Annotated in this window: 18 protein-coding genes; 14 read left to right on the forward strand and 4 right to left on the reverse strand. The window is 72.2% G+C overall.

The genetic code is table 11. From position 1 onward, the window contains the following. Positions 1-27: 27 nt before the first annotated feature. From ACOJV7_RS09540 to ACOJV7_RS09565, 6 genes are read left to right on the forward strand one after another with little or no spacing between them, the layout of a single operon-like run. Positions 28-945: a carbohydrate ABC transporter permease gene (locus ACOJV7_RS09540; protein WP_420189904.1), complete on the forward strand. Its 918-nt coding sequence runs from the start codon at positions 28-30 to the stop codon at positions 943-945. Next, complete coding sequence (locus ACOJV7_RS09545) at positions 945-1,760, forward strand: carbohydrate ABC transporter permease (RefSeq protein ID WP_420189905.1); 816 nt, start codon at positions 945-947, stop codon at positions 1,758-1,760. Before ACOJV7_RS09540 ends, ACOJV7_RS09545 begins: the two co-directional genes overlap by 1 nt. Positions 1,761-1,763: 3 nt before the next feature. Then, on the forward strand, positions 1,764-2,945 hold the full coding sequence (dgoD, locus tag ACOJV7_RS09550; protein WP_420189906.1) for a galactonate dehydratase: 1,182 nt from the start codon (positions 1,764-1,766) through the stop codon (positions 2,943-2,945). A gap of 8 nt (positions 2,946-2,953) precedes the next feature. Then, positions 2,954-3,598 (forward strand): bifunctional 4-hydroxy-2-oxoglutarate aldolase/2-dehydro-3-deoxy-phosphogluconate aldolase, encoded by a 645-nt coding sequence (locus tag ACOJV7_RS09555; RefSeq protein ID WP_420189907.1) that lies wholly within the window; start codon positions 2,954-2,956, stop codon positions 3,596-3,598. Then, positions 3,595-4,539, forward strand: a complete 945-nt coding sequence (locus tag ACOJV7_RS09560; protein ID WP_420189908.1) for a sugar kinase — start codon at positions 3,595-3,597, stop codon at positions 4,537-4,539. The genes ACOJV7_RS09555 and ACOJV7_RS09560 overlap by 4 nt, the downstream gene beginning before the upstream one ends. Next, the gene (locus ACOJV7_RS09565; protein WP_420189909.1) at positions 4,536-5,075 is read left to right on the forward strand and encodes a gluconokinase; all 540 of its coding nucleotides are present in this window, start codon (positions 4,536-4,538) and stop codon (positions 5,073-5,075) included. The genes ACOJV7_RS09560 and ACOJV7_RS09565 overlap by 4 nt, the downstream gene beginning before the upstream one ends. A 71-nt stretch (positions 5,076-5,146) precedes the next feature. Here the strand turns inward: ACOJV7_RS09565 and ACOJV7_RS09570 are convergent, their stop codons facing one another. After that, positions 5,147-5,968: an SGNH/GDSL hydrolase family protein gene (locus tag ACOJV7_RS09570; RefSeq protein ID WP_420189910.1), complete on the reverse strand. Its 822-nt coding sequence runs from the start codon at positions 5,966-5,968 to the stop codon at positions 5,147-5,149. A 133-nt stretch (positions 5,969-6,101) separates the two neighbouring features. On the opposite strand from ACOJV7_RS09570, the gene ACOJV7_RS09575 reads away from it, so the two are divergent. The 5 genes from ACOJV7_RS09575 to ACOJV7_RS09595 all read left to right on the forward strand — a co-directional run bounded on the left by ACOJV7_RS09575 (position 6,102) and on the right by ACOJV7_RS09595 (position 13,519). Beyond that, positions 6,102-6,920 (forward strand): SGNH/GDSL hydrolase family protein, encoded by an 819-nt coding sequence (locus ACOJV7_RS09575; RefSeq protein ID WP_420189911.1) that lies wholly within the window; start codon positions 6,102-6,104, stop codon positions 6,918-6,920. A 30-nt stretch (positions 6,921-6,950) separates the two neighbouring features. Then, positions 6,951-8,477 (forward strand): LCP family protein, encoded by a 1,527-nt coding sequence (locus tag ACOJV7_RS09580; RefSeq protein WP_420189912.1) that lies wholly within the window; start codon positions 6,951-6,953, stop codon positions 8,475-8,477. An 89-nt stretch (positions 8,478-8,566) separates the two neighbouring features. After that, the gene (gene clpB / locus ACOJV7_RS09585) at positions 8,567-11,131 is read left to right on the forward strand and encodes an ATP-dependent chaperone ClpB (protein ID WP_420189914.1); all 2,565 of its coding nucleotides are present in this window, start codon (positions 8,567-8,569) and stop codon (positions 11,129-11,131) included. 29 nt (positions 11,132-11,160) lie between these two features. Continuing rightward, the gene (locus ACOJV7_RS09590) at positions 11,161-11,865 is read left to right on the forward strand and encodes an LppX_LprAFG lipoprotein (protein ID WP_420189915.1); all 705 of its coding nucleotides are present in this window, start codon (positions 11,161-11,163) and stop codon (positions 11,863-11,865) included. Next, on the forward strand, positions 11,846-13,519 hold the full coding sequence (locus ACOJV7_RS09595; protein ID WP_420189916.1) for an MFS transporter: 1,674 nt from the start codon (positions 11,846-11,848) through the stop codon (positions 13,517-13,519). The genes ACOJV7_RS09590 and ACOJV7_RS09595 overlap by 20 nt, the downstream gene beginning before the upstream one ends. Before the next feature lie 488 nt (positions 13,520-14,007). On the opposite strand, the gene ACOJV7_RS09600 is transcribed toward ACOJV7_RS09595, so the two are convergent. Next, a complete protein-coding gene (locus ACOJV7_RS09600; RefSeq protein WP_420189917.1) occupies positions 14,008-14,535 on the reverse strand; it encodes a superoxide dismutase family protein in 528 nt (175 codons plus the stop codon). Between the two features lie 146 nt (positions 14,536-14,681). Between ACOJV7_RS09600 and ACOJV7_RS09605 the strand changes: the two genes are divergently transcribed. The 3 genes from ACOJV7_RS09605 (at position 14,682) to ACOJV7_RS09615 (ending at position 17,792) form a co-directional block, all read left to right on the forward strand. Continuing rightward, a complete protein-coding gene (locus ACOJV7_RS09605) occupies positions 14,682-15,224 on the forward strand; it encodes an RNA polymerase sigma factor (RefSeq protein WP_420189918.1) in 543 nt (180 codons plus the stop codon). Beyond that, positions 15,221-15,865 (forward strand): hypothetical protein, encoded by a 645-nt coding sequence (locus ACOJV7_RS09610; RefSeq protein WP_420189919.1) that lies wholly within the window; start codon positions 15,221-15,223, stop codon positions 15,863-15,865. Before ACOJV7_RS09605 ends, ACOJV7_RS09610 begins: the two co-directional genes overlap by 4 nt. A gap of 76 nt (positions 15,866-15,941) precedes the next feature. Beyond that, positions 15,942-17,792 carry a hypothetical protein gene (locus ACOJV7_RS09615; RefSeq protein WP_420189920.1) on the forward strand — a complete coding sequence of 617 codons (1,851 nt, stop codon included), beginning with the start codon at positions 15,942-15,944 and terminating at the stop codon, positions 17,790-17,792. 3 nt (positions 17,793-17,795) lie between these two features. Here the strand turns inward: ACOJV7_RS09615 and ACOJV7_RS09620 are convergent, their stop codons facing one another. Continuing rightward, positions 17,796-18,677, reverse strand: coding sequence for an alpha/beta fold hydrolase (locus tag ACOJV7_RS09620; RefSeq protein WP_420189921.1), 882 nt, complete (start codon positions 18,675-18,677; stop codon positions 17,796-17,798). Then, positions 18,674-19,459: an exodeoxyribonuclease III gene (locus ACOJV7_RS09625; protein ID WP_420189922.1), complete on the reverse strand. Its 786-nt coding sequence runs from the start codon at positions 19,457-19,459 to the stop codon at positions 18,674-18,676. Before ACOJV7_RS09625 ends, ACOJV7_RS09620 begins: the two co-directional genes overlap by 4 nt. Between the last annotated feature and the right edge of the window lie 3 nt (positions 19,460-19,462).

The raw sequence follows: 19,462 nt of genomic DNA on the forward strand, positions 1-19,462 counted from the left end.
ACCGACGGCACACGAAGGCGCACTCCGATGTCTGCTGACGCTCTCCCCGTGACGGGCACGTCCGGGTTCTCCCGATGGGCCAACACCCACCGCAAGTGGCTCTTCGCCGCGCCCGCCATGGCGTTCGTCGTCGTGCTCATCATCTTCCCGGTGGCGTGGACGCTCTATCTCAGCCTCACGGACGCCGAGGGCTCGGTCCGCGCAGAGAAGGAGTTCGTCGGCGCGCAGAACTACCTCGACGTCCTCGCCGACACCGCCCGCTTCTGGCCGGCCGTGTGGCGCACCGTGCAGTTCACCGGTGTCGTCCTCCTCGTCGAGGTCGTCCTCGGCATGGCGATCGCGCTGCTCCTGTGGCGCCCGTTCCGCGGTGAGAAGTGGGTGCGGGTCGCGATCCTCATGCCGCTCGTCGCGACGCCCGTCGCCGTCGGCATGATGTGGCGGCTCATCTTCGACCCCAACATCGGTGTCGCCAACCAGGTCCTCGGCTGGTTCGGGATCCCCGAGCAGCCGTGGCTCGCCGGCCCGAGCTCGGCGCTGTGGACCACGATGCTCATCGACATCTGGCAGTGGACGCCGATGGTCGTCCTCATCCTCCTCGCCGGGCTCACCTCGCTCTCGGACGAGCCGCAGGAGGCCGCGCTCATCGACGGCGCCAGCGGGTGGCAGCGCTTCCGCTACATCACCCTCCCGCTCATGAAGTCGACGATCATCGTCGCCGTCCTGCTGCGCGGCATCGACGCGCTCAAGACCTTCGACATCCTCTATGCCACCAAGGGCAAGGGCGGCGGCAGCTACCACGAGGTCGAGACGCTCAACGTCTACGCCTACGGCCTGAGCTTCGACTACAACGAGTACGGCACGAGCTCGACCGTCCTCATTCTCTTCTTCCTCATCATCATCGGGTCGATGTGGGCCCTCACGTCACGTCGGAAGGCGGACTACTGATGCGCGGCGGCACGGCATACAAGACGTTCCGCGTCGGGGCGCTCGTCCTCGTCGTCCTCGGGCTCCTCATGCCCCTCATCTGGATGGTCGCGGCGTCGCTCAAGACCAACGTCGACATCTACGACTCGAGCAAGGCGCTGCTCTTCTCGCCGACGGTCGACAACTACAAGACCGTCCTCGAGCAGGCGAACTACGTCACCTTCATCCTCAACAGCCTCTGGGTCGCGTTCGTCTCGACGGTGCTCTCGCTGCTGCTCGGCGTGCCGGCGGCCTACTCGATGAGCCGGTTCTCGATGAAGCGCTCGGCGCTCGTCGTCCTCATGGCGCGCGTCATCCCGGGTGTCTCGCTGCTCGTGCCGTGGTTCTACGTGTTCAGCAACCTCAAGCTCGTCGGCGGCTTCACGGTCCTCGTGCTCAGCCACATGTTCGTGTCGCTGCCGCTCGTCGTCTACATCATGATGGGCTACTTCGACGGGCTGCCGCTCGAGCTCGAGGAGTCCGCCCAGGTCGACGGGCTCACCCCGATCGGGGCCTTCCGCCTGATCACCCTGCCGCTCTCGACACCGGGCATGGCGACGGCGGGGATCCTCGCCTTCATCTTCTCGTGGAACAACTTCATGTTCGCCCTCGTGCTGTCCGGGGCGAAGACGAAGACCCTGCCCGTGGCGATCTTCGACTTCGTCGGGTACGCCGCGATCGACTGGGGCGGCCTCATGGCGGCGGCGACCGTCGTCACCGTGCCGATCATGGTCATCGCCCTCCTCGCACAGAAGTACGTCGTCTCCGGCCTCACCGCCGGCGCCACGAAGGGCTGACCCATGACGTCGACCACCGCCACCACCGCGTCCACCGGGTCCGTCATCGACCGCGTCGAGACCTTCCTCGTCGCCCCCCGCTGGCTCTTCGTCCGCATCGAGACCTCGGACGGCCTCGTCGGCTGGGGCGAGGCGACCTGCGAGGGTCGCTCCGAGACCGTGCGCACCGCGGTCGAGCAGCTCGCCGAGGTCATCCTCGGGGGCGACCCCGAGCGGATCGAGGACCACTGGGCCGTCATGACCAAGGGCTCGTTCTACCGCGGCGGCCCCATCCTCGGCAGCGCCGTCTCCGGCATCGACCAAGCCCTCTGGGACATCAAGGGCAAGAGGTACGCCGCACCCGTGCACCAGCTGCTCGGGGGCGCCGTCCGCGACCGTGTCCGCGTCTACGGCTGGGTCGGCGGCGACGAGCCGAACGAGGTCCGCGACCACATCGCGGAGCAGGTCGCCGCGGGCCTCACCGCCGTGAAGATGAACGCGAGCGGGCGCATGTCGCCGCTCGGGACCGTCGCCGAGGTCGACGGCGTCGTGGCCCGGGTCGCCGCTGCGCGCGAGGTCCTCGGGGAGCACGGCGACGTCGCCGTCGACTTCCACGGCCGGTTCAGCCTGGCGGGCGCGCGCCGGGTCGCCCCGCTGCTCGAGCCCTACCGTCCGCTCTTCCTCGAGGAGCCGGTGACGCCGGAGAACTCGCACCTCATCGCGCAGTTCGTGCAGTCGACGACGACGCCGGTGTCGACGGGTGAGCGGCTCTACTCCCGCCAGGAGTTCCTGCCGGTTCTCCACGCCGGTGTCGCGGTCGTCCAGCCGGACCTCTCGCACGCCGGCGGCATCACCGAGGTGCGCAAGATCGCCGCTCTCGCCGAGGCCTACGACGCCGCGCTCGCGCCACACTGCCCGCTCGGTCCGCTCGCGCTCGCGTCATCGCTGCAGGTGGCGTTCGCGACGACGAACCACCTCATCCAGGAGCAGAGCATCGGCATCCACTACAACCGTGGCGCCGACGTCCTCGACTACCTCGTCGACACCGAGCCGCTCGAGTTCGTCGACGGTCACATCGCCCGGCTCACCGGTCCCGGCCTCGGCATCGAGATCGACGAGGCTGCCGTGCGCGCCGCCGACAAGGTCGGTCACGCCTGGCGCGGCCCCGTGTGGCGCCACCCCGACGGCGCGTTCGCCGAGTGGTGACGGGCTCGATGGGTCCCGGTCAGCTGCGCGAGGTGCTCGCCTCGCACCCGGTCATGGCGATCGTGCGGGGGACGTCCGCGCAGGCGTCGCTCGACGCCGGTCGAGTCCTCCTCGAGGAGGGCATCCGGCTCGTCGAGGTCACCCTGACGACGCCGAATGCGCTCGCGACCATCGCGTCGCTGCGCGAGTCTGCGCCCGCGGGCGCCTTCGTGGGCGCCGGCACGGTGCTCACCGACGAGGACGTCGAAGCCGTCGCTCGCGCGGGTGGGGACTTCGTCGTCACGCCGGCGGTCGTGCCGGCTGTCGCCGCTGCCGCCCGACGCGGGATCCCCTGTGCCGCGGGGGCTTTCACCGCCACCGAGTCGTATGCCGCGTGGTCGGCCGGCGCTGACGTCGTCAAGCTCTTCCCTGCGTCCGCCGGTGGGCCCGGGCTGCTCAAGGCGCTGCGTGACCCCTTCCCGGACATCGCCTTCATGGCCGTCGGGGGAGTGGGCGTCTCGGAGGCCCGCGCCTACCTCACCGCCGGGGCTGTCGGCGTCGGTGTGGGTGGTCCGCTCGTCGGTGACGCCGCCTCCGGTGGGTCGCTCGACGCGCTCCGGGGCAGGGCTCAGGCGTTCGCCTCGTGGGCTGCCGACGCAGGTCAGTCGTCATGACGGCTGACGTCGTCACGCTCGGCGAGGCGCTGGCGTCCTTCCGCTCACCCGGGCCGCTGGGCTTCGGTGTGCCCGTCACGCCGGACCTCGCGGGCGCCGAGACCAACGTCGCCATCGGGCTCTCGCGTCTCGGCCACCGCGTCGCGTGGGTCGGCCGGGTCGGGTCCGACCCCTTCGGCGAGGCCGTCGTCCGCACCCTGCGTGGTGAGGGGGTGGGCGTCGAGGACGTCGTCGTCGACGGCTCGGCGGCGACCGGGCTCATGTTCCTCGAGCAGCGCGCCGCCGACCTCACCCGCGTCCACTACGTCCGCGCCGGCTCGGCGGGGTCACGGCTCGGGCCGGACGACCTGCCGCTCGACGCGATCCGCTCCGCGCGACTGCTCCACGTCACCGGTGTCACCCCGGCGCTGTCGCCGACCGCCGCAGAGGCCGTGAGCCGTGCCGTGTCGGTCGCCCGTGAGGCCGGCGTTCGGGTGAGCCTCGACGTCAACCACCGCGCCCGGCTGTGGAGCCGCGACGCGGCCGCGCCGGTGCTGCGCGCCCTCCTGCCGGCCGTGAGCCTGCTCGTCGCCGGGGAGGACGAGCTCGGCATCGTCGCCGACGGTCCCGAGGACGAGGCCGTGGCCGGTCTGCTCGACAGCGGCGTCGACGCCGTGGCCGTGAAGCGCGGCGCATCCGGTGCCAGCCTCTTTACGTCCGACGGTCGCTCGGACCGTGGGGCCGTGGCGGTCTCGGCCGTCGACACGGTCGGCGCCGGCGACGCCTTCTGCGCGGGCCTCCTCTCGGCCGTGCTCGACGACCGCGCCGACGGTGACGCGCTCGACCGAGCGGTCGCCCTCGGGGCCTGGGCCGTGAGCACCCGGGGCGACTGGGCCGGGCTGCCGACGCGCTCCGAGCTCGGTGACCTGACCTCGCTCGGTCCCGGCGAGACGCTGCGATGAGCGCGGACAGGACCGCCCGCCACGTCGTCGTCATGGGCGTCTCCGGGAGCGGCAAGACGACGGTCGCGCACGGTATCGCCGAGGCGACGGGCTTCGAGTTCGCCGAGGCCGACGCGTTCCACTCCCCGGAGAACATCGCCCGGATGGAGCGCGGCACCCCGCTCACCGACGCCGACCGCTGGCCCTGGCTCACGGCGCTCGCCGAGTGGATGGCGGCGCGTGACGAGGCCGGGGTCTCGACGATCATCACCTGCTCGGCGCTGAGGCGGTCCTACCGCGACGTCCTGCGCACCGGCCCCCCGTCGGTGGCCTTCGTGCACCTCGATGGTCCCGCCGACGTCATCAGGGACCGGCTGTCGGTGCGCTCGGGCCACTTCATGCCGTCGAGCCTGCTGCAGTCGCAGATCGACACCCTCGAGCCGCTCGACCTCGACGAGAGCGGGGTCGTGCTAGACCTGCGGAAGTCGCCGGAGGATCTCGTCGACGACGCCGTCGCCTGGCTCTCCGGCGGTGACGGGGCCGACGCGGTGCCCTGAGGCGCGGAGGTGGTCACGGTCCGCGCAGCTGCCGGCCGGCCCTCTCCGAGCGGAGGGGGCACTGCCTCGACCTACTCGGCCCCCCGAGCCACGGCCGGACGGGATCGGCGACGGGCGAGCCGCTTCATCCCCTCGGCGGGGCGGATGGGCTCGGGCCACTTGGGCTGTGCCGTGTCACCGTCGTAGCGGCCGCTGAGCCGGCGGCGGACGAGGGGCAGGACCTCGGTGCGGAGGAAGCGCCCCTCGTCGCGGACGGCCCGACGCCAGTCCCGCCGCTCGGGCTCTCCGAGGTCGCGCAGCCGCAGGGTGTGCGGCACGCCGAGCTCGTGCAGCACGAAGGCCGCCATCCGCTTGTGCCCGAGCCGGCTCATGTGGATCTTGTCCGGCGCCCACAGCCGCCGGTCCTCGTACTCGCGCATGAGCGTGTGGTCGAGCAGCGTCGCGCCGTGGGTGCCGGCGAGGTCGCGCACGGCGTCGTTGAAGGCGAGCACCCGGCGGCGCAGCGGCTCGAGCAGCGCGGTCGTCCTCGTGTCGAACGCCGTGAACACGAGGACCTGGGCACCGGTCGACCCCAGGCGGAGCATCGCGGCCTCGTGCCGACGGACCAGCGAGTCGAGATCGGTGCGCAACGAGAGGATGTCGTTGCCGCCGGCATAGAACGAGACATGGGTGGGCTCGAGCGCGAGAGCGGCGTCGACCTGCTCGGCCACCACCTGGTCGAGGACCTTGCTGCGGATCGCGAGGTTGGCGTACTCCCACCGTGGGTCTGCCCGTCCGAGCTGGCGGGCCATGCGGTCGGCCCAGCCGCGGAAGCCGTTGGGGTAGTGGAGGTGCGGGTCTCCGACCCCTTCGCTGAAGGAGTCGCCGACGACGACGAGACGGCCCGGGTGCACGACGCCTGTCTGCCATGTCGACGCCGTCGGGCGCCAGTGCGACGTGCGCCGGTCCCCTGATGTTCGCCGCGACGTTCCCGGCCCGTCGCGTGAGGGCCACGGGAGCGGCGGCCGGACGGCATACGGTCCGCTCGTGACCAGGTTCGTCGCCCTGGGCGACTCGCTCACCGAGGGCGTCGGCGACCCACACCCGGCGTGGCCCAACGGGCTCCGTGGCTGGGCCGACCGCTTCGCGGCACGCTTGTCGGTCGAGGACCCCCTCGTCGAGTACGCCAACCTTGCGCTGCGCGGGCGGACGGCCCGGGACGTCGTCGTCGACCAGCTGCCCGCGGCGCTGCGGTTGCAACCTGACGTCGTCACCGTCTGGGCCGGCGGCAACGACATCCTGCGGCCGGTCGTCCGGCTCGACGACGTCCTGGCGTCGGTCGAGCACGCGCTCGATCGCCTCGCCGGCACGGTGGGCACCGTCGTCGTCTTCACCGGCTTCGAGCTGAGCGGTTCGCCCGTCCTGCGTCCGGTGAGCTCGAGGGTGCGCGCGCTCAACGCCGGCCTGCGCGAGGTGGCCCGGGCCCGTGGCGTGCTCGTGGCCGACGTCTCCGGGCGGCAGGAGTGGGCCGACCGCCGGCTGTGGGCGCCGGACCGGGTGCATCCGTCGCCGCTCGGCCACGAGCGCCTCGCCTCCATCGTCGGTTCCGTGCTGGGCCTGGGGCCGCCCGCGACACCGGACGTCGCCGGCCTCCCGTCGCCGCCACGCCGGTTGGCCGCCTCGGCGCGCGAGGAGCTTCTCTGGTGGCGCGAGCACGTGGCGCCCCACGTGCGTCGCTGGGCCAGCGGTGCCTCACGCCGGGAGGCCGTCCCGCCGAAGTGGATCGAGCCCGTGCGACCGGCCGGCTCGGCGCCGTGGTTCGGCAGCGACAACGATCCGGCGCGAACTTCGGTCCAGCCTCACTGATCCCGTGGCGTCGCGCGGCATGATGTGCTCGTGCACAATGACGACGCCCGCCGCCGACGCGGCACCTGGCGCGAGGACGACGTCGACGACAACCACGACGGCGACGACAGCGACGCGGTCGACTACGACGAGGACGACGTCGACGAGTACGACACGACGGGCGGGTCCGGCCGCTTCTTCGGTCTCACCGCGCTGAGCACGGTCCTCCCCGGTGCCGGGCTCATCCCCACCCGTCGGCGGGGCCTCGGGCTCGCGCTCGTCGCGGGCGCTCTGCTCCTCGGCTCGCTCGTCCTCTTCTATGCCTGGCGCAAGGGGTTCGTCGTCGCGGCTCTCGACCTCGCCGTGCGCCCACGCATCCTCGTCATGCTGCTCGTCGCCACCATCGTGGGCTCCCTGCTCTGGTGTGCGGGCATCCTGCTCACCGCCAGGGAGACCGCCCCGCGCGGCCCCGGCACCGGCCGGCGGGCGCTGTTCGCCGCGGTCTGCTGCCTGCTCGTCCTCGCACCCGCGGTGACGGCCGTCCGCTACCTCACGATCCAGCACGACGTCGTCCAGGTCCTCACCGGGGGCAACCTCGCGGGTGGCGGCAGCGAGGCGGAGGCCAACGCCTGGGCGGACAAGCCGCGCGTCAACGTCCTGCTCCTCGGCTCGGACGCGGGTGACGACCGCATCGGCGTCCGCACCGACTCGATGATGGTCGCGAGCATCGACACGGAGAACGGCCAGACGGTCCTCTTCAGCCTGCCCCGCAACCTCGAGCGCGCGCCCATCCCCTCGTCGAACCCGCTCTCCAAGCTCTACCCGAACGGCTACGACTGCGGTGACGAGTGCCTGCTCAACGGGATCTGGACCCTCGCGACCGACCACGCCGACCTCTTTCCCGGCGACAGCAACCCGGGCCTCACCTCGACCCGCGACGTCATCGGCGAGATCCTCGGGCTGACGATCGACCGCACCCTCGTCGTCAACCTCCAGGGGTTCCAGTCGCTCGTCGACGCCATGGGCGGGGTCGACATCAACGTCAAGGAGCGGGTCTGCGTCTCGTGCAAGCTCGTGGGCGGGCGGATCGTCTTCGCGCACGGCAAGGAGCAGTGGATCGAGCTCGGACCGCAGCACCTCGACGGCTTCCACGCGCTCTGGTACGCCCGGTCGCGGGCGGGCAGCGACGACTTCAGCCGGATGCGCCGCCAGCGCTGCGTCACCGGTGCGATCATCGACCAGGCCAACCCCGTGCAGCTGCTGCGCAACTACCCCGACCTCGCCAAGGTCATCAAGGACAACCTCACCCTCGACATCCCCACGTCCGAGCTGCCGGCGTGGGCCCAGCTCGTCGGCACGGTGCAGAAGGACGGCTCGATCCGCAGCCTGCCGATCACCAACAAGGTCGTCCGGGTCGCGAACCCCGACTACGAGAAGATCCGCAGCCTCGTGAAGTCCGCGATCGAGCCCCGGGACGCCACGGCCACCCCGTCGCCCTCGACCCCGCCACCGACGACGAGCACGCCCACCCCGAGCGAGCCCACCGACGAGGTGCAGGACCTGGCAGCGACCTGCTGACGAGCACAGAGTTGAGTGGAATCAACTCAACCCTGTGCTCGTTGCACCTGACGAACCCGTGACCTCACGATCCTCAGGAGACAGCCACGATGGAACTCACGCCGACGACCAAGGTCGCCGAGGCGCTCGCGCTCGCTCAGCGCACCGCCCAGGCAGCCGGTCATCCGGAGATCACCCCCGACCACCTCGCCCTCGCGCTCGTCGAGCAGCCCGACACGTCGACCCCGGCGCTGCTCGAGGCCGCCGGCACCACGGTCGAGGCCGTCACGACGGCCGCGCGCTCCGCGCTGTCCCGTATGCCGGTGAGCTCCGGTCCCAGCACCGCCACCCCCTCGCTCGGGCAGGCGGCGCTTGGCGTGCTCCAGCAGGCAAGCACGCTCATGTCCGCCAAGGGCGACACCCACCTCGCCACCGACCTCCTCGTCCTCGCCCTCGTCGAGAAGGGCGCGCTGCCCGGTGTCGACCGGTCGGCGGGCAAGGACGTCGAGGCCCGCATCGACGAGCTCCGGGCCGGTCGCAAGGTGACCTCCGAGGCGCAGGAGAGCGGCAGCGAGTCGCTCGAGAAGTACGGCACCGACCTCACCGCCATGGCGCGCGACGGGCGGCTCGACCCCGTCATCGGCCGCGACTCCGAGATCCGACGCGTCGTCCAGGTGCTCTCGCGCCGGACGAAGAACAACCCCGTCCTCATCGGCGAGCCCGGTGTCGGCAAGACGGCCGTCGTCGAGGGTCTGGCCCAACGCATCGTCGACGGCGACGTGCCCGAGTCGCTGCGCGACAAGCGGCTCATCAGCCTCGACCTCGGCGCGATGGTCGCGGGCGCGAAGTACCGCGGCGAGTTCGAGGAGCGGCTCAAGGCCGTCCTCGAGGAGATCAAGGCGAGCAACGGCCAGATCGTCACCTTTATCGACGAGCTCCACACCGTCGTCGGAGCCGGCGCGACCGGCGAGGGCGCGATGGACGCCGGCAACATGCTCAAGCCGATGCTCGCCCGCGGCGAGCTCCGGCTCGTCGGTGCGACGACCCTCGACGAGTTCCGCGAGCACGTCGAGAAGGACCCCGCGCTCGAGCGCCGCTTCCAGCAGGTCTTCGTCGGCGAGCCCTCGGTCGAGGACACCGTCGCGATCCTGCGCGGGCTCAAGGAGCGCTACGAGGCGCACCACAAGGTCGAGATCGAGGACTCCGCCCTCGTCGCCGCAGCCTCGCTCTCCGACCGCTACATCACCGGGCGGCAGCTCCCCGACAAGGCCATCGACCTCGTCGACGAGGCGGCCTCCCGCCTGCGCATGGAGATCGACTCCAGCCCGGTCGAGATCGACGAGCTCCGTCGCGCCGTCGACCGGCTCAAGATGGAGGAGCTCCACCTCGAGCGCGAGACCGACGAGGCCTCGGTCGAGCGCCTCGCCCGCCTTCGCGAGGACCTCGCCGACAAGACCGAGCAGCTGTCGGCGCTCAACGCCCGCTGGGACGCCGAGAAGTCAGGGCTCAACCGGGTCGGCGACCTCAAGGCGCAGGTCGACGACGCCCGTACCCGTGCCGAGCGCCTCCAGCGCGACGGCGACTACGAGGGCGCCTCCCGTCTGCTCTACGGCGAGATCCCCGAGCTCGAGAAGCAGCTCGCGGCCGCGAGCGAGGCCGAGGTCGCCCGTGGTGGCGACGACCTCATGGTCAAGGAGCGGGTGGGGGCCGACGACATCGCCGAGGTCATCTCCGCCTGGACGGGCATCCCGGCCGGACGCCTCCTCCAGGGCGAGACCGAGAAGCTGCTCTCGATGGAGACGATCATCGGCTCCCGCCTCATCGGCCAGACCTCGGCGGTGCAGGCCGTCTCAGACGCGGTGCGCCGCAGCCGCGCCGGCATCGCCGACCCCGACCGGCCGACGGGCAGCTTCCTCTTCCTCGGCCCCACCGGTGTCGGCAAGACCGAGCTCGCGAAGTCGCTCGCCGACTTCCTCTTCGACGACGAGCGCGCCATGGTCCGCATCGACATGTCCGAGTACTCCGAGCGCCACGCCGTAGCCCGCCTCATCGGTGCGCCGCCCGGCTACATCGGCCACGAGGAGGGCGGCCAGCTCACCGAGGCGGTCCGTCGTCGTCCCTACTCCGTCGTCCTCCTCGACGAGGTCGAGAAGGCCCACCCGGAGACCTTCGACATCCTCCTGCAGGTGCTCGACGACGGCCGGCTCACCGACGGCCAGGGCCGCACGGTCGACTTCCGCAACGTCATCCTCGTCATGACGAGCAACCTCGGGAGCCAGTTCCTCATCGACCCGACGCTTGACCCGGATGCCAAGCGCGAGGCCGTCCTGGCGGCGGTGCGCTCGGCCTTCAAGCCCGAGTTCCTCAACCGGCTCGACGAGGTCGTCGTCTTCGACCCGCTGAGCCGCGACGAGCTCGCGCACATCGTCGAGCTCCAGGTGCGCGCCCTCGGCACCCGGCTCAAGGACCGCCGGATCGACCTCGAGGTCACCGACGCGGCGCGCGAGTGGCTCGCCGAGACCGGCTACGACCCGGCATACGGGGCTCGTCCGCTCCGCCGGCTCGTCCAGAAGGAGATCGGTGACCGGCTCGCACGCGCGCTCCTCGCAGGACAGGTGCGCGACGGCCAGACCGTCACGGTCGACCGGGAGGGCGACGGCCTGACCCTCCGGTGACGACAGGCCCGGCCAGTAGGGTGTGCGCCATGCGACGACGCGCTCTGCTGGCCGGGTCGGTCACGGCCGCCGCCGCGACCCTCGGACTCCTCACCGCGTGCTCCGGCGGCTCCGAGCCCGAGACGAAGGCCGACCCGAAGACCGCGCTCGCGGAGGCCAAGGCCGTCTTCGACGGCGCGAAGTTCGTCGGTCTCACCCTGTCGAGCAAGAACGTCCCGAAGACCGAGAACGGCGTCACCGGCGCGATCGGCACCGGTGAGATCAGCGCGACCGAGCCGAAGTTCAAGGGCAACGTCACCGCGACGATCAAGGGCGTGAGCGGGTCGGCCGAGGTCATCACGATCGGTGACACGGCATACATGAAGTTCTTCACGCCGGACTACAACCCGACCGACCTGACGGAGCTCGGCGCGCCCAACCCGTCGAACTTCTTCGACCCGGCCAAGGGCATCTCGCAGCTCCTCGCCGACACGGTCGACCCCCAGGAGGGCAAGGAGGTGCGCGACGGGGCGGCGGTCCTCCAGCAGTACTCCGGCACGCTCCCCGGCTCGCGGATCAAGGAGCTGTTCAACCTCGGCGACGGCAAGGGCACCTTCGAGGTGACCTACGGCATCACGAAGGACGACCGGCTCCAGCTCGCCGACATGACCGGGCCGTTCTTCGCCGGGACGACGTCGACCTTCACCCTGCGCCTCAAGGACTACGGGACCGCGGTTGAGATCACCCGCCCCTAGGAGCGACGAGCCACTGGCCGCCACCGCTCGCCCCCGGGCGCTGCTCGCGACCGCCTCGGTCGCCGTGGCGCTCGCCGCCGCCGACACCTATGTCGTCGTGCTGGCGCTCACCGACATGATGTCGGGGGTCGGCATCGGGATCGACGCCCTCCAGCGTGCGACGCCGATCGTCTCCGGCTTCCTCCTCGGCTACATTGCGGTGCTGCCGCTCATCGGCCGGCTCGCCGACCTCACGTCGCGACAGCGTGTCCTCCTCGGCTGCCTCGCCGTCTTCGTCGCCGGCTCGGCGGTGACGGCGCTCGCGGTCGAGCTGCCGGTGCTCGTCGCCGGTCGCGTCATCCAGGGCGTCGGCGGCGGCGGGCTCGTCCCAGCAACCCTCGCGATCGTCGCCCAGCTCTGGGACCGTGACCGCCGCGGCACCCCGCTCGGGGTCGTCGGCGCGGTGCAGGAGCTCGGGTCGGTCCTCGGCCCCGTGCTCGGTGCGGCCGTCCTCGCCGTCGCGGACTGGCGGGCGATCTTCTGGCTCAACGCGCTGCTCGGTGTCGCCCTCGCCGCCGCCGTGGTCGCCGTCGGCGGTGGTATGCCGTCCCGTCCCCGCCCGCTGCCCGTGGCCGTCTCGCTCGTCGCGGCCGCCGTGACGTGGCTCGCGCTCGCCGCCCCCGAGGCGCTCGTGACGTCGGTGTCGCTCGGGGTGCCCTTCGTGCCCTTCGGGTCGGCGACGTCGCGGCTGGCGACGCCGGTCGGCGTGGTCGCGCTCGTGCTCGTCGTGGTGGCCGTGGGTCTCTGGGTCCGCGGGGCCTGGCCGGTGCTGCGACGGGCCGACCTGCTCGGCGCCCTGCTCCTCGGGGGCGCGCTGGGCTGCATCGTCCTCACCTTCGCGGCGGCCGACCCGGAGAAGGAGGTCGTGGGGCCGCTCGGGTTCGCGCTCCTGCCGGTCGCCGTGGCGCTCTCCGGTCTCTTCCTCCTCCACCACCGGCGTGCCGGGCAGCCGCTCGTCCCGCGAGGGGTCGTGGTCGGTCGCACTCGCTGGGCGCTCGTCGTCTCGCTGTGCGTGGGCGTCGCGCTCGTCGCCGTCATCGTCGACGTGCCGCTCCTCGCCCGCCTCGTGCACACCGAGAGCGAGACGGTCGCGGCCTTCGTCCTCGTGCGCTTCCTCGTCGCCGTGCCGGTCGGTGCGCTGCTCGGCGGGTGGTCGTTGCGCCGTGTCGGTGACGGGCTGGTGAGCGGTGCAGGTCTCGCGCTCGCCGCCGCCGGGCTCGTCGTCATGTCGACGTGGGGCCGCGGCTCGCTGGGGGAGTGGACGGCGACGCCCGTCCTCGCCCTCGTCGGTCTCGGCATCGGGCTCGCGCTCGCACCGGTCAACAACGCGGCCCTCGCCGACTCACCCGAGGACGCCCACGGCACCGCGAGTGCGCTCGTGGTCGTCGCCCGGATGATCGGCATGGTGGTGGGGCTTGCGCTGCTCACCGCGATCGGGCTGCACCAGTACTACGCCGCCGTGGCCTCACTGCCCGACCAGACCAACGCCCAGGCGCTCCTCGACGCGGCGGTCGTCCAGGCCGAGTGGGTCTTCCGTGGGGCGGCGCTCGCTGCTGTCGCGGGGGCCGTCGCCTCCGCCGGGCTGGGCCTCGGCCGACGACGCCGCGGCGCCTGACCGCTTCGGCTCCCAGCCCGTGAGGGCGAGTCGTGCGCCGGCCGCGAGGACTGCGCAGACGGCATACATGACGACGAAGCCGGCCGCCGTGCGGAGGGTGAGGGGCTCGTCGGCGGTCTCGCCCAGCAGCGCCAGCATCCCGATGGACCCGGCCAGGACCACCACCCCGACGGCCCGCACCCAGCCCCGCCGTGACGCGGCGAGCGACAGGCCGAGGACCGCCGGGGCGAGGAGCATGCCGGGCCCGAAGAAGAGCAGCACGGCGGGCAGGGTGACGAGCTTCCACCACCGTGACCCGCGGCGGAGCCTGGCGAAGTGGGCCGCGGCCAGGACCAGTCCGGCGACGGCGAAGACGCCGAGGATGAAGGCCGTGCCCTCCCAGCTGAACTGGGGGTCCTCGGTGAGCAGCGCCATGAAGCCGCGCGCCACCGTACCGAGCCCGATGCCGAGCAGCAGGCCGGCGACGAGGTGTCGGAGCAGGCGCACCGTCACCACTCCACCGTCTTGCAGGCGAGCCGCGGTCCGGCGCCACCGGTCTGCGGGTTCGTCGGGTCGGCGTGGATGACGACCGACCGCTTGCCGTGCTCGGGCACGAAGGGCACGCTCGCCGTGCCGGTCCCCTCGCCGTCGACGACGGTGAAGTCGAGCCAGATCTCGGTCCGGTCGTTGACGGCCACGGGGGAGTGCCCGGCGTGCGCGTCGGAGTTGTAGTGCCCCATGGCGGCCGCGCCGTCACCGGCGACGCACGGACCGTCGTGGAGGTGGGCACCGAAGGTGCGGCCCTCGGCGTCGGCCCCGATGCCGTCGACCGTGAGGACGGCGTGGCTGCCCTGCGCCGACTCGACGAGCTGGACCCTGGCGCTCGCGCCGTCGAACGGGCCGGCCGCGGCGGGGGCGAAGTCGCGGAGCGGGCCGCTCGTCCGCAGGAATGGTCCGAACGCCAGCGCGGGGGTGGCGGTGAGGAGGACGATGGCGGTCGTCCCGACAGCGACCCGGGAGCGGGTGGAGGTGAGCATCACAGGTGTCCTTTCGGCGTGGTCGGCAGGGTGCCGACACCACTGCAGACGGCCCTCGTCGGCTGTCGGGTGACCTCGAGAACTCACAGGAAAATCCTTTCCCGGTCGGTCACCCGGACCCCCCTGCTCGCGCGTCTGTCAGGGCGATGGAGACCCTCGCCGAGCGCCGGATGGCCGCAACCGACCCCGGGGTGGGCGCCAGGACCGACCCCGACGTCGTCGCGCTCTTCGCGCAGGAGGCGGCCTCCCTCACCCGGCTCGCCCGGTTCTACCTCGACGACCGCACGGCCGCCGAGGACCTCGTCCAGGAGGCGTTCATCCGTTTGTCCCGCAACGCAGGTCGGATCCGCCACGGCGGCAGCGCGGCGGCATACCTCCGTTCGATCGTCATCAACCTCGCGCGAGACCACAACCGCCGCGGCCTGGTCTCGCTCCGCCACCGACCGCCGGCGCTGCCCGATGCGCCCTCCGCGGAGGAGGACGCGGCGACACGGGCCGAACGCCAGGAGGTCATCGACGCGCTCCGCGACCTGCCGCGCCGCCAACGGGACTGCGTGACCCTGCGCTACTACCTCGACCTCGGCATCCCCGACATCGCCGAGACCCTCGGCCTCTCGCACAACACCGTCAAGACCCACCTGCAGCGAGGGCTCGCCGGCCTCGCCCAGACCCTGGAGGGCAGCCGATGAGCGACATCGAGGACCGGCTCACCCGTGTCCTGCACGACTACCCGGTCGAGCCCTCGCCCGACCTCTTCGAGCGCGTCGTCGAGAGCATCGACGCCGACCGCGTCCGTCGTCGCGCCGCCGCGCGCTGGTCGCTCGTCGGCGCCCTCGTCGTCGTCGCGGCCACCACGGCCGTCCTCACCCTCACTCCCCGCTCAGAGAACGGAACCCTCGCCATGCCCTGGTGGATCCTCGAAGTCGCCACGAACCTCGTCCTCCTCGGCATGGCGCTGTGGCTCGGGCCGTTCATCAAGAGGTTCGGCCGGGCCTATGCCGCCGACGTCTTCCATGACAACCCGCTCACGGGCAAGAGCTACATCGTCCTCACCGACATCGTCTACTACCTCATCTTCGCGGCCTTCATCCTCTTCACCCTCCAGGTGGCGCCCAACCCCGACTGGGCCCTGGCCCAGCCGATCACCGACGTCACCGCCGCGCAGGTGAAGTTCGAGCTCATCCGGATCGGCGGGATCCTCCTCATCATCGGGATCCTGCACGGGCTCAACATCGTCCTCATGCCCGTCCTCGGGAGGCTCTTCTCCCTCAACCGCCGGCTGCCGGACAAGGTCGCCGCCCGGCTGGGCGACGAGCACTCGCTCCGCTGAGCGGAGAGGCGCCGTCGCTGAGCGGAGGGGCGCCGTCGCCGAGCGGGATCGACGGCGGCACCCTAGGTTGGGCTCCATGGCCCCGACGTCGCGCGCTGCCCGCACCCTCGCCCTGTCCACCGCCGCTGCCGTCACCGCCTGCGGCGTCTTCCTCGCGGGAGGGTCCGCCCGGGCGGCCGACCCGACGACGATGACCCCCATCGGTGGTGGCTACACACTCGCGACGCTCCAGGGCTTCGCCCGCGCGGCGGCCGACGGCGCGAGCGGGCCGACGGTCGACATCGTGGTCGTGCCCTCGTCCTACGGCGACGCACCGGCGGACCGCGAGGAGAACCTCACCCTCGCGCAGCAGCGCACCGACGAGGTCGACGCGGCCTGCGACGCCGTCCTCACGGCACCCTTCACCGGGTGCACCGCCGTGCTCGCCCCGCTGCTCGACCGTGCCGACGCGGAGGACCCGGCGAGCTCGGTCATGGTGACCGACCAGACCGACGGGGTCTTCATCCTCGGGGGCGACCAGGGCCTTGCGATGTCCGTCCTCGCCGACACCCCCGCGGAGGCGGCGCTCGAGGCGGCCTTCGCCCGTGGCGCCGCCGTCGGTGGCACGAGCGCCGGAGCCGCCGTCGAGTCGCGCTCGATGATCAACGGCTACGTCGGAGAGCTCGGCCCGTGGGACGGCCTCCGTCGCGACAGCTCGCTCGTCTGGTGGGGCGACGACGCCGACCGCGAGCGCGGGCTCCGCTTCGGCTCGACGCAGGCCATCTACGACCAGCACTTCTACCAGCGCGGGCGCTTCGGCCGTCTCCTGTCGACGCTCGCGTCCTCGGACGAGCGCTTCGGCGGGGCGAGTCGGCTCGGCGTCGGCGTCGACTACGCCACCGGGGTCCGCAACACCGCTGACACGACCCTCTCAGGTGTCTTCGGCGCCTCCTCGGTGGCCGTCCTCGACCTCGAGACGCTGTCCTCACCGGTCGCGTGGGTCGGACCGAACAGCGTGCTCTCCACCCGCAACGTGCTCACACACCTCCTCCCGCCGGACGCGGCAGGCAACGCCACGGCATACGACTTCGTGGGGCGGACCGTGACGCGCAACGGGGCGCCGGTCGCTGCCCCGACGCCGGCGCCGGCCTCGGGGCCGAGCATCGCCGGGGCTGCGGGCACCGTCTATCTCGGCGGTGACGTCGTGGGCGGTGGGTCGACCGCCGTCGTCGACCGCTTCGTGGCCGACACGCAGGCGGCGGTCGCGGTGGGTGCCCAGCCGCGCGTCGTCCTGCTCGCCGCGTCGTCGAAGGACAAGAAGGCGATCAAGGCCTACACCGACGCGCTCAAGGCCGCGGGTTGGAAGGGCTCGGTCGAGGTCGTCGAGGCCGACAGGAAGTCGAAGGTCGTGACGACGGGAGCCGCCGGCGTGCTCCTCGCCGGCGAGACCCCGGCGTCCGTCGCGTCCGCCGTCGGGAACCCGGCCTTCGCCGACAAGGTCCGCACGGCCGTCCTCACGTCGCCCGTGGTCCTCGCCGACCGGCACCTCACCGCCGCCCTCGGCACGTGGTTCTCGACGAAGGCCGACCCGACCGACATGAACTACGAGGACGAGGCGATCGCGAGCTTCCGCACCGGCGACGGGCAGTGGCAGCGTGGGCTCGGGCTCGTGACGGGCTCGCTCGTGCCGTCGCTCACGCTCGACTACCGCTGGGGCAAGCTCTTCGACCTCGGCGCCCTCGAGGGTGGTCAGGTCGCGTGGGGCCTCGGCGAGGACACCGCGGTGCGGGTCCCGCCCGGCGCCGCGGCCACGGTCCTCGGCCCCGGATCGGTCGTCGCGCTCGACCCCCGTGGCGCGGACTTCTGGACCGGTCCCAACGGAGCGATCGGCGCGGTCGGGGTGCTGCTCAGCACCTTCGGTGACGGCGAGGCGCTGTCGCTGGGCTGAGCCTCAGCGCGCGTCGACGAGGTCGATGAGCACGTCGGCGACGGTGTCGGTCGCCTCGTGCGTGAGCATGTGCCCCTTGCCGGGCAGGACGGTGAGTCGTGACCCCGGTATGCCGTCGTGCAGGCTGCGTGCCCACCTCACCGGCGTGAGGCGGTCCCTCGTGCCGACGAGCACGTGCGTGGGCACGTCTGCGAATTCGGCGAGGGCCGCGGTCTCGTCGTGGTCGCGGATCGAGGCGAAGTAGCGACCGGTCGTCGCGAGGGAGGTGCCGGCGATCGTGCGGACCGTCGACCTCACGTGGGCACGGTCGGCGCCCTCGCCGAAGTTGAGGTTGCGCAGGACCGAGCGCGGGACGAACATCCCCATGCGCAGCAACGGAACTCGCGCCGCGACCGCCATCGCCAGCGCCTCGCCGCGCACCTCCGGGCGTCCCTCGACGGACGCTGTCGTCGCGACGAGGGCGACGCCGCGGACGCGGTCACGGACGACGGAAGGGTGGCGGCCGGCATACGCGAGGACCGTCATGCCGCCCATCGAGTGTCCGCCGAGGACGAGGGGTCCGGTGGGGGCGACGGCCTCGACGACGGCAGCGAGGTCGTCGGCGAGCGCCTTGATCGACTGCGACCTCACCGAGCCCCAGGTGGACCGGCCGTGACCGCGCTGGTCGTAGGTGACGACGCGAACGGCTCTGTGTGACAACAGCTCTCGCACGACCGGCTCCCAGCTTGCGCGGGCGAGCGTCCAGCCGTGGGCGAGGACGACCGTGGGTGCGTCATCGACCGGGTCGCCGGTCGGGAGGAACTCGGTGGCCGCGAGGGTCGCGCCGTGGGGTGCCGGGACCGACAGGGTGCGCTCGGTGGGTCCGGTGGTGCGGGCGGAGGTCACCGGTCGGCGACCTCGATGACGACGGGGGCGTGGTCGCTCGCGCCCTGGCCCTTGCGCTCCTCGCGGTCGATGACCGCGCCCTGCACGCGCTCGGCGAGCGGCTCGGAGGCGAGGATGAAGTCGATCCGCATGCCGCGCCGCTTCGGGAACGCCAGTCGCTGGTAGTCCCAGTAGGTGAAGTCGCCGGGCTCGGTGTGCGGTCGCACGACGTCGGTCACGCCCGCGTCGAGGACGGCCTGGAAGGCGGCGCGCTCGGGCGGGCTCACGTGGCTCCTGTCGCGGTAGTACTCCATCGACCAGACGTCCTCGTCCTGGGGCGCGATGTTCCAGTCGCCCATGAGCGCGAAGGGCGAGCCGGTCGCGGCCCACGCCTGGGTCTGGACGCGCAGGATGTCGAGCCAGGCGAGCTTGTACTGCATGTGCGGGTCGGTGATGTGCCGGCCGTTGGGGACGTAGAGGGACCAGAGCCGTATGCCGTTGCACGTGGCGCCGATCGCGCGCGCCTCCTCGACGGCGGGTTCGCCCCACTGCGGCAGGTCGGGGAACCCGCGGCTCACGTCCTCGAGGCCGACGCGGCTGACGATGGCGACGCCGTTCCACTGGTTGAGGCCGTGGTGGGCGACCTCGTAGCCCAGCGCCGCGAAGCGGTCGTGCGGGAACTGGTCCTCCCGGCACTTCGTCTCCTGGATGGCGAGGACGTCGACGTCGGCTCGTTGGACCCAGGCCTCCACGCGGTCGATGCGGGAGCGGATGGAGTTGACGTTCCAGGTGGCGATGCGCACCCG

The organism is Knoellia tibetensis, assembly GCF_048606415.1.
In the GTDB taxonomy this organism is placed as follows: domain Bacteria; phylum Actinomycetota; class Actinomycetes; order Actinomycetales; family Dermatophilaceae; genus Knoellia; species Knoellia tibetensis.

Excerpts from the sequence above, each read along its gene's own strand:
- ACOJV7_RS09540 (WP_420189904.1), top strand. The coding sequence starts at position 28 with ATGTCTGCTGACGCTCTCCCCGTGACGGGCACGTCCGGGTTCTCCCGA.
- ACOJV7_RS09545 (WP_420189905.1), top strand. The coding sequence starts at position 945 with ATGCGCGGCGGCACGGCATACAAGACGTTCCGCGTCGGGGCGCTCGTC.
- dgoD (WP_420189906.1), top strand. The coding sequence starts at position 1,764 with ATGACGTCGACCACCGCCACCACCGCGTCCACCGGGTCCGTCATCGAC.
- ACOJV7_RS09555 (WP_420189907.1), top strand. The coding sequence starts at position 2,954 with ATGGGTCCCGGTCAGCTGCGCGAGGTGCTCGCCTCGCACCCGGTCATG.
- ACOJV7_RS09560 (WP_420189908.1), top strand. The coding sequence starts at position 3,595 with ATGACGGCTGACGTCGTCACGCTCGGCGAGGCGCTGGCGTCCTTCCGC.
- ACOJV7_RS09565 (WP_420189909.1), top strand. The coding sequence starts at position 4,536 with ATGAGCGCGGACAGGACCGCCCGCCACGTCGTCGTCATGGGCGTCTCC.
- clpB (WP_420189914.1), top strand. The coding sequence starts at position 8,567 with ATGGAACTCACGCCGACGACCAAGGTCGCCGAGGCGCTCGCGCTCGCT.
- ACOJV7_RS09590 (WP_420189915.1), top strand. The coding sequence starts at position 11,161 with ATGCGACGACGCGCTCTGCTGGCCGGGTCGGTCACGGCCGCCGCCGCG.
- ACOJV7_RS09600 (WP_420189917.1), bottom strand. The coding sequence starts at position 14,535 with ATGCTCACCTCCACCCGCTCCCGGGTCGCTGTCGGGACGACCGCCATC.
- ACOJV7_RS09605 (WP_420189918.1), top strand. The coding sequence starts at position 14,682 with ATGGAGACCCTCGCCGAGCGCCGGATGGCCGCAACCGACCCCGGGGTG.
- ACOJV7_RS09610 (WP_420189919.1), top strand. The coding sequence starts at position 15,221 with ATGAGCGACATCGAGGACCGGCTCACCCGTGTCCTGCACGACTACCCG.
- ACOJV7_RS09615 (WP_420189920.1), top strand. The coding sequence starts at position 15,942 with ATGGCCCCGACGTCGCGCGCTGCCCGCACCCTCGCCCTGTCCACCGCC.